This is a genomic window from Halomonas sp. AOP12-B1-6 (genome assembly GCF_052379225.1).
GTDB lineage: Bacteria > Pseudomonadota > Gammaproteobacteria > Pseudomonadales > Halomonadaceae > Vreelandella > Vreelandella casei.
This window is the reverse complement of sequence record NZ_JBQSYK010000003.1, coordinates 757,261-772,233: the sequence shown is the minus strand read 5'-3', so window position 1 is coordinate 772,233 and position 14,973 is coordinate 757,261. Positions and strand designations below refer to the sequence as shown.

Below are 14,973 nucleotides of genomic sequence, written 5' to 3'. Positions count from 1 at the left end.
GCAGTCGATAAAAAAGGCGGCTTGCGCCGCCCAGTTAAGGATTTACAAATTAAAGCGTTACGCGCAGATCGCCTGTAACGCCTCAATCAAACTATCCATTTCATCATCGGTGCCGATGGTAATCCGTAAGAAGTTGTTGAGCTCTGGGGTATTAAAGTGACGCACCAAAATGCCGCGCTCGCGTAGGCCTGCGTACAGCTGAGCACCTGCAAAGCTCGGATGTTGGGCAAGCACAAAGTTAGCTTTCGATGGCAACACTTCAAACCCTAGTGCTTCAAGGCGCTGGCGAGTACGCTCTCGCGTGGTGATGACATATTCGCGACATGCCTCGAAGTGTTCGGTGTCTTTTAGGGCAGCGATGCCGACAACGCTGGCTAAGCTGTCCACGGGGAACGAGTTGAAGGAGTCTTTTACTCGCTCTAGGCCGTCGATCAACGCCTCTGAGCCCACCGCATAGCCTAAACGTAAGCCCGCCAAGCTGCGAGATTTAGAAAATGTCCCTGTGACTAGCAAGTTAGGATAGCGATTAACCAGCGTCACAGCGCTCTCAGCGCCGAAATCGACGTACGCTTCATCAATGAGTACCACTCGGTCTGTCACGCGCTTAAGCAGTGCCTCAATCGTCTCTAGAGAGTGCGCATGGCCAGTCGGCGCATTAGGGTTGGCGAAAATAACGCCGCCGCGCTCTGTGTTTGCCGCAAGCGCATCTGTATCGACTTCCCAGTTCGCCGTGAGCGGATGCTTGCGCAGCTCTATGCGGTAAAGGTTGGCATACACAGGATAGAAGCTATACGTGATGGCCGGTACATCAAGTGGTGCCTGATGGCAAAAGAAAGCCTGAAAGGCAAACGCGAGGACCTCATCAGAGCCATTGCCAACAAACACCTGGCTACTCGTCACCTGAAAATTCTCCGCCAGCGCTTCGCGAAGATCGGCAGAGGTTGGGTCAGGATAGAGGCGGAGATGGTCGGTAGCGTAATGACGCAGAGCTTCACCAACGCCGGGTGCCGGCGGGTAAGGATTTTCATTGGTATTGAGCTTCACCAGCTGCTCGCGTGGTTGCTCGCCGGGCACGTAAGGCGTAAGTTCGCGAACGGCCGGACTCCAGTATTGGCTCATGACGGTAACCTGATTATCCTAGCGATGGTATGCCATGGTCGCTTGAAGACTAACGAAGCGCAAGCATTCGCATCGCTAGGGGTGTGCGTCGCACCTTGTAGCAGTTATGCTGTCACAAGTGCGCGTAAATAAATGTGATGTCCAACACGAGATTAAGGAGACACTCTATGCAACTCAGGAGTTTGCTAGCCGGTTCGGCTATGTTGGCACTGCTGGCTGGCTGTGCGAGCGGCCAAATGGAACAGCAGCAGGAAGAGGCTGCTACCTCGCAGGCTAACTACAAAGGCTCATTGCCTTGCCGTAACTGCGACGGTATTGACCTGGATGTCACGATGGTCGGTGAAGAAATGAGCGCCGCTGAAGAACGCACGTTCACGCTAAACGCGACTTACCGTAACCATCCCCAAACACCGCCGGATGAAAACTACGCCGGAAACTGGGAAGTACTGACAGGCACGCCGTCTGATCCAGATGCTACCGTTTACGAGCTAACGCCGAATGGCGAAGGCCAGATTTACTACTTCATGCGCATTGATGAGCGCACGTTGGAGTTGATCGATCCTGAGCGTCGCCGTTTTGAAAATGGTGAGAAGCTGCAGCTAACGCGCCAGTAACGCGTTAATCAGTAGTACAAAAGGCGGCCGATGGCCGCCTTTTGTATATATATCTGTTGGCTCAATCAAGCTCTGTTAAATAAAGATTAGTTTGAAGAGAATGGGTCGGATATGACGGCCCAGAAGCGACTCAGACATAGCAACCATGGGAGCGTAATCTCAGTGGCCAAAGCCAAAAGCGCCTTTGTATGTACCGAATGCGGTGCTGAATATCGCAAATGGCAGGGGCAGTGCAGCAGTTGCCAGGAGTGGAACACGCTAAGCGAAGTGCACTTGGCGAGTGCTCGTCCAGGCGGCGGAGCGGCTTCCGGCCGGTCAGGCTACGCGGGAGATCTTTCGCGTGAGGTAATCGACCTGGGCAACGTTGATCTCAGCGAAGTGCCACGTATGAGTTCCACTTTTGCGGAGTTTGATCGCGTATTGGGCGGCGGGCTTGTGCCTGGGTCGGCGGTGTTGCTGGGCGGTAATCCTGGGGCAGGGAAGTCGACGCTGCTGCTTCAAACGGCCTGCAAATTAGCGCAGCAACGACGCATTTTGTATGTTACCGGGGAAGAGTCACTATCTCAGGTAGCGATGCGTGCGCATCGCCTGCAGCTGCCTACCAACGGACTGAAAATGCTGGCCGAGACCAGCGTAGAAACCATTCTGGCGGTATCTGAGCGTGAAAAACCCGAAATTCTAGTGATTGATTCCATTCAAACGATGCACCTGGAAGATATCAGCTCGGCGCCTGGCGGCGTTGCGCAGGTGCGTGAATCTGCTGCCGCGCTGACGCGTTTCGCCAAAAAAACCAATACCGTTCTACTGCTGGTTGGGCACGTAACCAAAGATGGCACCCTGGCAGGGCCTAAAGTGCTTGAGCATATGATTGATGCTTCGCTGTTGTTAGAGGGCGGCGCAGACTCACGCTTTCGCACCCTACGCGGCCAGAAAAACCGCTTTGGCGCTGTCAATGAGCTAGGCGTCTTCGCGATGCTAGAGCAGGGCCTCAAAGAGGTTAAAAACCCCAGCGCGATTTTTCTTTCCCGCCAGGAAGAGCAGGCGCCGGGTAGTTTGGTAATGGTGGTGTGGGAAGGTACGCGGCCAATTTTAGTTGAGGTGCAGGCGCTCGTTGATGAATCCGCACTGGGTAATCCAAGGCGGGTGGCGGTGGGCGTAGATCAAAACCGCTTGGCGATGCTGCTGGCGGTGCTCAATCGACACGGCGGATTGTTTACCGGCGATCAAGACGTCTTCTTAAACGTTGTCGGCGGTGTGAAGGTGCTTGAAACCAGCGCCGATTTAGCCGTTCTGTTGGCGGTGGTGTCGAGCTTGCAAAATCGGGCGCTGCCAAAAGAGCTAGTAGTTTTTGGCGAAGTGGGGCTGTCAGGCGAGATACGCCCGGTGCCAAGCGGCCAAGAGCGCATTGCCGAGGCCGCCAAGCACGGGTTCTTACGCGCTATTGTACCCCGCGCGAACGCTCCCAAGCAGGCGCCAAAAGGTATGGAGGTCATTGCCGTGGATAAATTAAGTGACGCCTTAGACGCGCTCTAGCATGAGCTATCCTTAAAGCGTCTGATATTATGAATGTGCCAGGGAGAGACACGATGAGTTCCATTCGTTTAACCCAATATAGCCATGGTGCTGGGGCCGGCTGCAAAATTGCTTCCGACGCGCTGGACAGTCTTCTAGCCAAGGCCGGGCCAGCGGCGGGCCATAAGCAGCTTATCGTTGGCAATCAAGGGCGCGACGATGCCGCAGTGTATGACCTAGGCGATGGACGCGGAATGATTGCGACCACTGACTTCTTTATGCCAATAGTTGATGACCCTTTTGATTTCGGCCGTATCGCTGTCACCAATGCGATCAGCGACGTTTATGCGATGGGCGGCACGCCGGTGATGGCATTGGGCATACTGGGCTGGCCGCTGGATAAATTAAGTGCGCAAGTCGCCGGCGATGTAATGGCGGGGGCTCAGGCGGTCTGCCGCGAGCTTGGTGTTGCGCTGGCTGGAGGTCATTCGATTGACGCGCCCGAGCCCATTTTCGGGCTCGCCGTGAAGGGCTTGGTTGATCTCAAAAAGCTCAAGCTGAGCAGCACCGCCAAGCCCGGCGACTTGCTATTTTTAACTAAGCCGCTGGGCGTTGGGATGCTAACCACGGCGGAAAAGCGCGGCTGGTTGGAAGTCGGCCATCACGGCCTGGCCCGTGAAGCCATGCTGAAAGCTAACCGTATTGGCGTGAGACTTGCCGAGGTCGAAGGAGTGAACGCCATGACAGACGTCAACGGCTTTGGCTTAGCCGGCCAACTCACTGAAATGTGTCAAGCGAGCAACGTGATGGCGCGCATTGATTTTCGCCGCCTGCCCCGCTTAGCTGAAGCTGAGGCATACCGGCGTAAAGGCGCCGTGCCGGGCGGTACGCTGAAAAATCGCGAAGCCCTGGGTGAGAGTTTACCCGCCATGGATGAGGTGCACTGGCAGTGGCTATGCGACCCACAGACCTCTGGCGGGCTGCTGATTAGCGTTGACCCTGCCTGGGAGGATGATGTGATGCGCATTGGCCGAGAGTACGGCTTGGATTTACAGTCATTTGGCGTGATGGCCTCGCGAAGCGCTAAGGCGAGCATCGAGGTGATTGGGTGATATTAATCTCCTCTGGCAGAAATTCATGTCGGCGACTGGGGCCGCTAGCGGTGTGCTTGAGCGGTTATGTCGCTTTAAGCCACTGCGTCATTAATCGATCCAGTAGCGGCGCTAGCTGAATGAAACGGTCAGCGTTTTCAGTGATTTGTGCATCATCCTGGACATAGCGGCCGCCGGTTTTAGATGTTGCGTGTGGGCGCGGAGTATTGCTCAGTAGCAGGTTGACGCTAGCGGGAGTGGCTTCTAAATGGCATAGCAGGCCCATGACGCGGCCTCTGTCCCAAGCAAACCCCTGCAGCGGTGCTGCTTCGCTACCGCCGAGCGCAATGGCTTCATCCGGCAGGCTGAAAACCAAGCGATGCCACATGAAAGCGCTAAATGTCTCTGGCAAATCGAACGTGCTTTCAGGCGCCAGCGTCACGGTGTGCCAGCCAGCCTCGGCATAGGTTCCAGGAGCGACCACTGCCCCCAGCGCACGCGCTAACCAATGGGCGCCCAAGCCAATGCCCAGCAGCGGCTTTTGGCCATCTAGGTAGCGGTTGATTAGTTTATCTGCGGCTTTGAGCCAGCGTGGAGGTTGGCTGAATAGCTCCTCCGGCCCATCAAGTACTATGAGTGCATCAGCCTCATTGTGGCGTGGGGTTAATTCATCCGCATAGAGATGAAAAGTGCTGTAACTATGGCCCATACTGGCTAACCAATCCGTTAAACGGGCGGGGCCATGGTCAGGGCCGTGCTGTAGCAGATGAATATGCATGGTAATCTCCTCGCCGGCCATTCCATCATCTGATGACCATAACGCACCCACTACTTTTCACCAATACTTCGTAGAAGAAGCTTCAGGAACTCCGCATGGCGCCTAAACCCATAGGATTTTATCAACGACTACAAGAGCTTTCGTTACCCGCCCAGCAGGCCTTTATGGCGGCGCTTTGCGAACGCTTGTTGCCCAACTACGCGCTCTATGAGCAAACCACCGGGCAGGGCGACGGTCACACGCTTAGCGCGGTGCTGAGCTTGGTTTGGGAGCGGCTGAGCGTGCCTAGCGCCAGTATCGATTTTGCCCGTCAGGCGGAAAAGTTAGCCGAGTGTGAGCCGCCTGAAGGCGACGACAGCTTTGGTGCCCGCCGTGCGCTAGACGCGGTAGTGTCGCTTTCGGCATTGCTTGATACGCTGCAAGGCGACTCTCCAGAGGCAGTGCTAGATGTGAGCCGCACTTCACGTGCGGGCGTACGCGCCTTTATCGAGCTCACTGAAGGTGAAGAAGATGCTCAGGCGTTGGCGCTGATTATCCGTGACCATCCGCTGATGGACGATGAAAATGACTTCCAGGATGCCGTGCTGGAAGCGGTCAGCGAACCGCTGGATAAAGCAGCGCTGAAAGAAGTGCGTCAGCTGGGTCGCAATGGCGGTATCAGTAACTTGGGTTTAACGCTTGATGAGAGTGATGAATAGCGGCTAAAAGCGCACGCCTGCGGTGACCATCATTCCGGCGGTTCCGAATATAATGAGATCGGACTCAAACCGCCCCCACTGCATGCCGATACTGGGCAAGACGGCCGGTGCCACTTCCAGATGGTTGAGCGGGATTTTGTCGCGATACTCGCCTTTGTAGCCGTGTAAAAGCCCGCCCGTTATTTTGGCACGCACGTTCAAGCCCTGGCTAAACTGCCAAACAGGGAACTCGCGGCCCGCATAGAAATACCACGTGGGCTGCTCATAAGAGTTCTTAAACCACGCCGCGCCCGCCAGCCAACGGTCTGGGTTGTGCAGTTCAATGCTAATGAGATTCTGATGATTATTATGCTCAGGATCCGGGCTGAAGTGGCGTGTATAAAGGCTGGTTTGTACCAACGTGTGATCCCACTCCAGCGCAGGTGGCCAGTCAGGCAGCGAAAACGCAGCGGCGGGCGTGCTCAGCGCTATGCCAGCTAGCCACCCCATCAATGGGTATGCTCGGCGCATTCGCCGCTCCTGATTGAAGAGAGGCATCTTAAAGGCGCATCTCAATGCCGCGCTCCGCCATGTAGCGTTTTGCTTCAGGGATCGTGTACTCGCCGAAGTGAAAAATACTGGCGGCCAGCACCGCGTCGGCACCGCCTTTCAGCACGCCGTCCACGAAGTGATCCAGGTTGCCCACACCGCCTGAAGCAATTACAGGAACGCTCACCGCTTCGGAAATCGCGTGCGTCACGCCTAGATCAAAGCCAATCTTGGTGCCATCGCGATCCATGCTGGTAAGCAGCAGTTCGCCAGCGCCGAATTCCACCATCTTCTTCGCCCATTCAATGGCATCGAGTCCCGTTGAGCGACGGCCACCATGGGTGAAAATTTCCCAACGCGGCGTTTCCCCCTCGGCTGATACTCGCTTGGCATCGATGGCGACGACAATACACTGGCTACCAAAACGTTCCGCGGCTTCGCGCACGAAGTCGGGGTTGGTGACCGCCGCGGTATTGATCGAGACTTTATCCGCCCCGGCATTAAGCATGGTGCGAATGTCGTCACAGGTGCGAATTCCGCCGCCCACGGTTAACGGAATAAAAACCTCACCCGCAATGCGCTCCACCATCTCAACCGTGGTGTCGCGGTCTTCGTGGCTGGCGGTAATGTCCAGGAAAGTGATTTCATCAGCACCTTGCTGGTTGTAGCGCTGGGCGATCTCTACCGGGTCGCCGGCATCACGAATACCGACAAAATTAACGCCTTTAACCACTCGCCCAGCATCTACATCCAGGCAGGGGATAATACGTTTGGTGAGGCTCATGAGCGGCCTCCCGTCAGCTGGTCGCTCAGGTGCTGCGCTTGCGCAATATCCAGGCTGCCTTCGTAAATAGCGCGGCCAGTGATAGCACCTAAAATGCCGCTGTCAGCGACATCGCACAGCGCTCTGATGTCGTCTAGATTGGTTACACCACCGGAAGCAATCACCGGTAAGCCGCCTTCGCGAGCAAGGGCCGCGGTGGCGTCAACGTTGACACCCTGCATCATGCCATCGCGGGCAATATCGGTGTAAACGATGCTGGATACGCCATCGTTGGCGAAACGCTTGGCCAATTCGGTGGCTTTAATCGTCGACACTTCTGCCCAGCCGTCGGTGGCGACATAGCCGTCTTTAGCGTCTAGCCCAACAATCACATGGCCTGGGAATGCGCGGCACATTTCGCCTACAAATGCAGGCTCTTTCACCGCTTTGGTGCCGATAATGACGTAGGCGACGCCGGCGCTTAAGTAGTGCTCAATCGTTTCTGCACTGCGGATGCCGCCGCCAATTTGAATCGGCAGGTTGGGATAGGCGCGGGCGATAGCGGTAACGGCATCGCCATTCACCGGCTTGCCTTCAAAGGCACCGTTTAAATCCACAAGATGCAGCCGACGTGCGCCGGCTTCCACCCAGCGCGCCGCCATTGCTACCGGGTCATCGCCGTAGGAGGTAGCGTCTTCCATGCGGCCTTGCTTAAGCCGTACACACTGGCCGTCTTTGAGATCAATAGCGGGAATGACTAACATAAACAATCCTCTCAGGGCGTCCAGGTGACAAAGTTTTCGAGTAAGCGAAGACCGGCACGGGAGCTTTTTTCGGGGTGAAACTGCACCGCGAAGGTAGCATCGCGGCCAATGGCGACGTGGGCGCTTACCTTGCCATATTGAGTCGTGCCAAACACCTGAGCATCGTCCTCTGCATTGACATAGTAACTGTGCACGAAGTAGAAGTGTTCACGGTTATCAATGCCTGCCCACAGCGGGTGGTCGTTATGCTGCTCGACGACATTCCAGCCCATGTGAGGGACTTTTAAGCGTTGCTCGTGGGTGTCGCGCATATCGTTAGGAAAGCGGTCTACGCTACCTTTAAAGAACCCAAGACATGCCACGCCGCCATTTTCTTCGCTACGCTCCAGCAGCATTTGCTGACCCACGCAAATACCCAGCAGCGGTTTATCTTGGCGCGTTAAAATCTCATCCACCAGCCCGCGTAAATCGGTACGCTCAAGTTCGCCAACGCAGTCGCGAATAGCCCCTTGGCCCGGTAGCACTAAGCGCGTCGCGCCTAGAATACGTCGCGGGTCGCGAGTAATGACAACATTTTCATGCGTCACGTGTTCCAGCGCTTTGGCCACGGAATGCAGGTTGCCCATTCCATAGTCGATCACCGCAATGGTCATGAAGCGCTCCTTGTGGAAGTAAAGGGGTAGTCGCTAGTGGTACTGCACCGCATTACAGGCTCCCTTTGGTTGAGGGCATCTGACCGGCCATGCGAGGGTCTTCTGCTACCGCCATTCGTAGCGCACGTCCGAAGGCTTTGAAAATCGTTTCAGCCTGATGGTGAGCATTAAAGCCTTTAATGTTGTCGATATGCAGTGTCACGCGGGCATGATTGACGAAGCCTTGGAAAAACTCCCAGAACAGTTGAGTGTCCAAGCTGCCAATCGTGTCGCGCGTAAACTCAACGTTCATAAAGAGGCCGGGGCGTCCGGAAAAATCGATCACCACGCGCGAAAGCGCTTCATCTAGAGGCACATAGGCATGTCCGTAACGGTAGATGCCGCGCTTATCGCCAATGGCTTCAAAGAAAGCTTGGCCTAGCGTAATACCCAGGTCTTCTACGGTATGGTGTTCGTCAATATGTAGGTCGCCGGTGGCATTGATGTCAAGATCGATCATCCCGTGGCGGGCAACTTGATCAAGCATATGATCCAGAAACGGAACGCCGGTTTGGCAGCTAAGACGGCCTTCACCGTCGAGGTTTACGCTGACCTTGATCTGCGTTTCGTTGGTGTCACGGCTAACCGTGGCAATACGCGCTGACATGTTGCATCTCCTAGGCTAAAGCGCACTCTGAGGGGAGCCCTGAGGAACGATCCTAAGGGGTGATCCTAAGGAATGGTCGGTGGTTTTGCATCAACTTACCACCGTTTGATCAGGGCATGACCTCTGGCGAAGCGACCATTATAGTGAATCGACGCCCTCATCCGCTACAATGCGCGCAATGTAGCCGTTATCAATGATAGAAAAATAGCAGCAAGACTGCTTTGGCGAAGAGGATTTCATCATGCCGGTGACACTGCACCACGTCGACCAGGCCCGTTGGGAAGCCGATGAACAGGTGCGCCTTGATCTAGTGCGCATTTACCAGGACGCGCCTCAAGAGCGCATGCCTACTCCAACGGTTGAGCCGTTTATCGATGCGCATTTTAACGGCCGGCACTTTTTTGCCTGCGCGCTTTTTAATGATCGGCTGCTGGGAGCCGTCGCGGTACAGGAGGGCGCCGACCGCGCTTGGTGGCTCTCTGAGCTATGCGTGCGTACCACCACTCGCCGCCGTGGGGTTGGTTCGCGTTTAATGGCACTGCTGGGTGAGCAAGCCAAGCAAGAAGGGCGCGTATTGCGTATTGAAACCTCTTCACTGCCACTGGCTGACCGTGTGCTGCTTTCCAAGTTAGGTTATCGGCCCATGGCCAACCCAATGACTCCGGCGGGGATGCCCGCCACCAGCGATTTTGTTGAGTTAGACCCACAAGGGAAAGGGTAATGAAACAGTTATTACGTATTTTGCTAGCGGCCGTCGGTATTCTTGCCATCGTGGCGGTCGCTGCGGTGGTCTACGTGACCACCTTTTTAGATCCAGAAGACTTCAAACCACGCTTAACCGCCGTTGTAAAAGAGCAAACGGGACTGAACTTGGTGTTGGAAGGCCCGATCAACTGGTCGTTCTATCCGCGTATTGGGGTCAGCGTAGAGCAGGCGCGCGCGTGGCTGCCTGAGCAAGATCAAGACAGTGCCGCGTTTGCTGCGATTAACCGCGCTGAAGTGAGCGTTGCCTTTGCCCCGTTGCTACGCGGCGAGATTGCCGTTGATGGGCTGACATTGGACGGCATGCGACTCAACTTAGAGCGTGATGCTGAAGGCGAAGGCAATTGGGAACCGTTGGTCGAGCGCCTGTCTGAACAGACAAACGGTACCGCTGAAACAGTGTTGGCGCCTGCCAGTGCGGGCCCTAATGCCGACGCCGGTAGCTTGGCGGTAGTGCTAAACATTGCGAGCGTGGAAGTAAAAAATGCCGATATACGTTTTCGCGATGAGCAAACCCAGGCGCTGTGGCGGCTGCAACAACTGAACATCTCGGGTAGCAACGTTAATCCGGTGCGTGCTTTCCCACTGAAAGCCATGTTTACCTTGACTAAGCACAACCGCCTGGATACCGAGGTATTGGAGCGCGCTCCGGATATTACCAGTGACATCAATCTTGAAACGCGCATGCGGCTTGGTTTAGAGGAAGAGCTTTTTGTACTCGAAAACATGTCATTAACGACGCGTACTAGCACAAAAACTGACAGCGAGCCGCAGCAGCTTAGTTTGAAAGTCGCCGAAATGGTGGCGCGCATGGGTGAACAGCAGCTGTCGATTAAAGAAGGGCTACTGGAAGCGGGTTTGCGCAATGCAGACAGTTGGCAGGGCAGTCTGGCGCTGGCGCTTGCTTTTGGTTTAGAAGGCGACTGGCAAGCGCAGACCGCTCAGCTTAAAGATCTTCAGCTCACAGGCCCAGATGGGCTACGAGTGAGCGGCCATCTTAATATTGAACAGATGCTTGACGCGCCGAACTACCGTGGGCAGCTAACCGCAGCGCCTTTCACGCTGCGCCCCTGGCTAGCACGCGCGGGTATTACTCTCACCACCGCGGGCGAAGCCGCACTCAGTGATGTGGCAATGACCAGCCCTATTGAAGGCGACGCCGAACAGTTCTCACTGCCCAGATTGTCACTAGTCATCGACGACAGCACCTTTACTGGAGAGCTGTCGGCGGCGTTAGACGGCTCACGTCTGGCGTTTGATTTGGCAGGTGATCAGCTGTCGCTTGACCGCTACTTGCCCGGTGAGGCCACGGTTGAGCATGCCAGCCGCGGTTTGCTACGCAGTGCTTTTGCCCAAAGCAGTGATTCGCTACTCCCGCAATCCGTGCTTGAAGGGTTAGCGCTAGAAGGCGATCTGAGTATGGATACCCTGATTTTCGCTGGGCTGACGTTCAATAAGCCTAGTTTGCAGCTGCGCGGAGATGATGGCGTTCACCGCTTAACGGCGTTTGAATCCGGCTTCTATGAAGGTAAGCTCAGCGCTACCGGCCAGGTGGATGCCTCTGAATCTGTGCTTGAATGGGCATTCTCGCCAACGATTAGCAACGTGCAAGTAGCGCCGTTAATTGAGGCGATGAGTGAAGAAACGTCACCACTACGCGGTCGTTTTGATTTGTCTGGCGAACTCACCAGCCTTGGCAACACTCGGGAAGCGCTGACGAGCAATCTGAATGGCGAGCTCACTGCGCACCTAAAGGACGGGGCGATCTTAGAGACCAATATTTCACAGCAAATGTGTGAGCTGGTCGCTCAGCTAGAAGGTGAGGACACCGTTCGCGACTGGCAGGATGATACCCGCTTCGAGCAGTTCGATGGCACCTTCCAAATTAGCAATGGACTGGTGGAAAGCGATGACCTGCTCATCACCTTGCCGGGTATCAATGTTCAGGGCGACGGTGAGCTTAATCTCAGCAGCATGGCTTTTGATACGCACGCCAACGCACGCTTGGTCGACACGGCTGACGCGGCCTGCAACGTTAATCCGCGTCTGGCACAATTGCCGCTACCCATGCGCTGCGAGGGCAACCTGAGCGATGAGCGCAGCGAGTGGTGCCGCTTCGACCGGGCGGCATTCCAGACGGCCGTTGTCGATCTGCTGCGTAACGAAGCCGGTGATCGTGTGGACGAAGAGCTTGAAGAGCGCCTGGGCGATTCTTTGGATCAGCTAGACGAGCGCCTTGGCGAAGGAGCCGGCCAGAAGCTTCGCGAGGGGCTGCGTAATTTATTTAACTAAGCAATGATGCACGTTCATTCTGCGCCGGCCTAAATGCTGGCGCTTTTTTATGAGTATCGTGGGTCGTTTACATACTTCTGTGTGAGGAACGTGCATGGCAGATATGCCCGCACCGCGGCTGACGGCTGCTAAATTCCAACGTCGGCTATTAGCTTGGTTCGATCAACATGGTCGCCACGACTTGCCCTGGCAGTCACCGCGCAGTGCGTATCGCGTATGGGTGTCGGAAATCATGCTGCAGCAAACACAGGTTGCGACCGTCATTCCGTACTTTGAGCGCTTTATGGCGCGCTTTCCGACCTTGGAGGCGCTTGCCAGCGCGCCGCAAGATGAGGTGCTGCACTTATGGACCGGGCTAGGTTATTACGCCCGCGCGCGTAACTTGCACAAGGCCGCTCAACTCACGGTGGCGCAGCACGGCGCAGAACTACCTAGCGAAAGTGTCGATGCCCTAACGGCGCTGCCCGGTATTGGTCGCTCTACCGCGGGTGCCATCGTTGCGCAAAGCACAGGGCGGCGGGCGGCGATCTTAGATGGTAATGTCAAACGCTCGCTTACTCGTCTGCATGCGCTGCCCGGCTGGCCGGGCAAGCCGGCGGTGGAGCAAAAGCTTTGGGCGCTGGCCGAGTATTACACGCCCAGCACGCGCTTAGCCGATTACACCCAGGCGGTCATGGATTTTGGTGCGACGCTGTGTAAACGCAGCAAGCCTGACTGTTTAAGCTGCCCGTTTGATGACGTTTGTTTGGCCTATGCCCAGGGCGAGCCACAGCGCTATCCTGAATCAAAGCCGAAAAAAGCGCTGCCCACACGGCAGACCATTATGCTGATGCTGAGCGACTCACAGGGCCGGGTATGGCTAGAAAAACGACCGCCAAGTGGCCTGTGGGGCGGGCTATGGAGCTTGCCGCAGTTTGATAAGCATGGCGAACTTAACGACTGGCTAGAGGATCACGCGGTCAATCCTGCGCGTGGCAGTACATCGCCAAGTTTTTATCATACGTTTAGCCATTTTCGTTTAGAGATTACCCCGCAGCCGGTGACCTGCGATAGGCTGGGCGGTATTCGTGAAAGCGGCGTATGGTACGACATCAACGATCCGCCTGCGCTGGGGCTGGCGGCGCCGGTCAAAGCGTTGCTGAGTCAGCTAACACCTTTTACTCTCACCCAGTCGTAGGCCATGCTTGGCGGTATGGGAGAGGACACTGAATAACATCGCATAACCAGGAGCATGCTATGAGTAATACCGTTTTTTGCCGCAAGTACCAGACAGAGTTAGAGGCGTTGCCATTTCCACCCTTGCCGGGTAAACAAGGCCAGGAGATTCAGGCAACGGTCTCCAAGCCCGCCTGGGAAGCCTGGCAGGCGCTGCAAACTCGCCTGATCAACGAGAAGCATCTCAATATGCTCGATCCGGAGTCGCGGGCCTATCTTATGGATCAGATGCAGCGCTACCTAGATAATCAGGAAACTGACCAAGCAGAAGGGTATGTGCCGCCGACACAGGCATAAGCGTTGCCGCTGTTCTAATAAAAGCAGTGGCGCAAAATACCCATAAGCATCGGTATCGAAAGAAAGTTTCACAAAGGTGTTGACGAAAAGCGGTGTTTTTAGTTTAATACGCACCGTTGGCAGCGGCCAGATAGCTCAGTCGGTAGAGCAGGGGATTGAAAATCCCCGTGTCGGCGGTTCGATTCCGTCTCTGGCCACCACGCAGTTGGGGTATCGCCAAGTGGTAAGGCACCGCTTTTTGGTAGCGGTATTCCCAGGTTCGAATCCTGGTACCCCAGCCATTGCCAACAAAATTTCTTGTTGATTGCAGAGCTTAGCAGCAAAACAATCATTTTCTCAAGAAAACGTGAAGCGCCGACATAGCTCAGTTGGTAGAGCAACTGACTTGTAATCAGTAGGTCCCGGGTTCGACTCCTGGTGTCGGCACCACTTAACGAGTGGTTAAAAGCAAAGCGTCAGAGAATTAGATTAAGCCGTCCGAAAGGGCGGCTTTTTCGTATGCGTCGATAAAATATTTGGTTACGCTGCAGGCTATTTCATCACACTGGAGAAACACCATGATCCTCTACGGCGTGCCACTCTCACCCTTTGTGCGCAAAGTGTTGTTTACCCTATATGAACTGGAGCTTGAGTTTGAGCAGCATCTGCTGGTGCCGGGTGACTCTTCGGCTGATTTTAGAGCGCTGAGCCCGCTTGGTCGTATTCCGGCGTTTCAAGATGGTGATTTCGGCATCTCAGACTCTTCAGCCATTTGCCGCTATCTCTTGGGCCGCTATCCTTCTGAACTGTTGGATATCGCTAACCCTGAAAGTGTCGCGCGTGCCGTGCAGTGGGATAAATATGCTGATGAGGACCTAGCGCCGGTGTTGCTGGCTCCGCTTATTGAGCGTTTGGTTAAGCCTGTACGTTTTGATACTCCGGCGGATGAGTCGGTCGTGCAAAAGGCGGTGCGCGAACAGATTCCTCCTGTGTTTGATCATCTAGAAGAGCGTTTGAAAACGCTGAGCGGCAAGTGGCTAATGGGCTCTGCGTTTAGCTATGCCGATATTGCTCTTGGGGCGCATATGAGCAGCTTTGTGCTGGCCGATCTTGAGCTTGACACCGCTCGTTGGCCGGCACTGTCTGAATGGTTCAAGCGCCTAGCATTAAGGCCCGCCTTTCAACGACTGTGTGACGATGCTAGGCGTTTCAATCCCAGGGCGGTTTAGGTCTGATCGACGCAAAAAGATAGTCAAAAAAAG

At 55.4% G+C, this 14,973-nt stretch carries 16 protein-coding genes and 3 tRNA genes; 12 read left to right on the top strand and 7 right to left on the bottom strand.

Annotation, left to right across the window (positions count from 1 at the left end):
• Positions 1-57: 57 nt before the first annotated feature.
• Complete coding sequence (gene hisC / locus ACT3TR_RS12595; RefSeq protein ID WP_441684133.1) at positions 58-1,119, bottom strand: histidinol-phosphate transaminase; 1,062 nt, start codon at positions 1,117-1,119, stop codon at positions 58-60.
• A gap of 167 nt (positions 1,120-1,286) precedes the next feature.
• Here hisC and ACT3TR_RS12590 point away from each other — a divergent pair, with 167 nt between their 5' ends.
• From ACT3TR_RS12590 to selD, 3 genes are all read left to right on the top strand, one after another.
• A complete protein-coding gene (locus ACT3TR_RS12590) occupies positions 1,287-1,733 on the top strand; it encodes a copper resistance protein NlpE N-terminal domain-containing protein (RefSeq protein ID WP_441684134.1) in 447 nt (148 codons plus the stop codon).
• A gap of 162 nt (positions 1,734-1,895) precedes the next feature.
• Positions 1,896-3,266 carry a DNA repair protein RadA gene (radA, locus tag ACT3TR_RS12585; RefSeq protein WP_096278001.1) on the top strand — a complete coding sequence of 457 codons (1,371 nt, stop codon included), beginning with the start codon at positions 1,896-1,898 and terminating at the stop codon, positions 3,264-3,266.
• Between the two features lie 53 nt (positions 3,267-3,319).
• Positions 3,320-4,357 (top strand): selenide, water dikinase SelD, encoded by a 1,038-nt coding sequence (gene selD / locus ACT3TR_RS12580; RefSeq protein ID WP_444625067.1) that lies wholly within the window; start codon positions 3,320-3,322, stop codon positions 4,355-4,357.
• A gap of 64 nt (positions 4,358-4,421) precedes the next feature.
• Here the strand turns inward: selD and ACT3TR_RS12575 are convergent, their stop codons facing one another.
• Positions 4,422-5,114: a type 1 glutamine amidotransferase gene (locus tag ACT3TR_RS12575; RefSeq protein ID WP_444625068.1), complete on the bottom strand. Its 693-nt coding sequence runs from the start codon at positions 5,112-5,114 to the stop codon at positions 4,422-4,424.
• A 95-nt stretch (positions 5,115-5,209) separates the two neighbouring features.
• Between ACT3TR_RS12575 and ACT3TR_RS12570 the strand changes: the two genes are divergently transcribed.
• A complete protein-coding gene (locus ACT3TR_RS12570; protein WP_441684137.1) occupies positions 5,210-5,812 on the top strand; it encodes a YjaG family protein in 603 nt (200 codons plus the stop codon).
• 3 nt (positions 5,813-5,815) lie between these two features.
• Here ACT3TR_RS12570 and ACT3TR_RS12565 read toward each other — a convergent pair whose 3' ends face one another.
• From ACT3TR_RS12565 to hisB, 5 genes are read right to left on the bottom strand one after another with little or no spacing between them, the layout of a single operon-like run.
• On the bottom strand, positions 5,816-6,322 hold the full coding sequence (locus ACT3TR_RS12565; RefSeq protein ID WP_444625069.1) for a hypothetical protein: 507 nt from the start codon (positions 6,320-6,322) through the stop codon (positions 5,816-5,818).
• 28 nt (positions 6,323-6,350) lie between these two features.
• Positions 6,351-7,124 (bottom strand): imidazole glycerol phosphate synthase subunit HisF, encoded by a 774-nt coding sequence (gene hisF, locus ACT3TR_RS12560; protein ID WP_096278011.1) that lies wholly within the window; start codon positions 7,122-7,124, stop codon positions 6,351-6,353.
• Positions 7,121-7,867 carry a 1-(5-phosphoribosyl)-5-[(5-phosphoribosylamino)methylideneamino]imidazole-4-carboxamide isomerase gene (hisA, locus tag ACT3TR_RS12555; protein ID WP_444625070.1) on the bottom strand — a complete coding sequence of 249 codons (747 nt, stop codon included), beginning with the start codon at positions 7,865-7,867 and terminating at the stop codon, positions 7,121-7,123. Before hisA ends, hisF begins: the two co-directional genes overlap by 4 nt.
• An 11-nt stretch (positions 7,868-7,878) precedes the next feature.
• Positions 7,879-8,520 (bottom strand): imidazole glycerol phosphate synthase subunit HisH, encoded by a 642-nt coding sequence (gene hisH / locus ACT3TR_RS12550; protein WP_444625071.1) that lies wholly within the window; start codon positions 8,518-8,520, stop codon positions 7,879-7,881.
• A 52-nt stretch (positions 8,521-8,572) separates the two neighbouring features.
• Positions 8,573-9,166 carry an imidazoleglycerol-phosphate dehydratase HisB gene (gene hisB, locus ACT3TR_RS12545; RefSeq protein WP_441684141.1) on the bottom strand — a complete coding sequence of 198 codons (594 nt, stop codon included), beginning with the start codon at positions 9,164-9,166 and terminating at the stop codon, positions 8,573-8,575.
• A 241-nt stretch (positions 9,167-9,407) separates the two neighbouring features.
• Between hisB and ACT3TR_RS12540 the strand changes: the two genes are divergently transcribed.
• The 8 genes from ACT3TR_RS12540 (at position 9,408) to ACT3TR_RS12505 (ending at position 14,940) form a co-directional block, all read left to right on the top strand.
• The gene (locus ACT3TR_RS12540; protein ID WP_441684142.1) at positions 9,408-9,887 is read left to right on the top strand and encodes an acetyl-CoA sensor PanZ family protein; all 480 of its coding nucleotides are present in this window, start codon (positions 9,408-9,410) and stop codon (positions 9,885-9,887) included.
• Positions 9,887-12,220, top strand: coding sequence for an AsmA family protein (locus tag ACT3TR_RS12535; protein WP_441684143.1), 2,334 nt, complete (start codon positions 9,887-9,889; stop codon positions 12,218-12,220). Before ACT3TR_RS12540 ends, ACT3TR_RS12535 begins: the two co-directional genes overlap by 1 nt.
• Positions 12,221-12,314: 94 nt before the next feature.
• The gene (gene mutY / locus ACT3TR_RS12530) at positions 12,315-13,397 is read left to right on the top strand and encodes an A/G-specific adenine glycosylase (RefSeq protein WP_441684144.1); all 1,083 of its coding nucleotides are present in this window, start codon (positions 12,315-12,317) and stop codon (positions 13,395-13,397) included.
• A gap of 59 nt (positions 13,398-13,456) precedes the next feature.
• Positions 13,457-13,732 carry an oxidative damage protection protein gene (locus ACT3TR_RS12525; RefSeq protein ID WP_441684145.1) on the top strand — a complete coding sequence of 92 codons (276 nt, stop codon included), beginning with the start codon at positions 13,457-13,459 and terminating at the stop codon, positions 13,730-13,732.
• Between the two features lie 124 nt (positions 13,733-13,856).
• Positions 13,857-13,932 (top strand) — tRNA-Phe (locus tag ACT3TR_RS12520).
• Between the two features lie 6 nt (positions 13,933-13,938).
• A tRNA-Gln gene (locus ACT3TR_RS12515) sits at positions 13,939-14,013 on the top strand.
• 72 nt (positions 14,014-14,085) lie between these two features.
• A tRNA-Thr gene (locus tag ACT3TR_RS12510) sits at positions 14,086-14,161 on the top strand.
• Positions 14,162-14,289: 128 nt separating this feature from the next.
• The gene (locus ACT3TR_RS12505; protein WP_441684146.1) at positions 14,290-14,940 is read left to right on the top strand and encodes a glutathione S-transferase family protein; all 651 of its coding nucleotides are present in this window, start codon (positions 14,290-14,292) and stop codon (positions 14,938-14,940) included.
• The last annotated feature ends 33 nt before the right edge of the window (positions 14,941-14,973 follow it).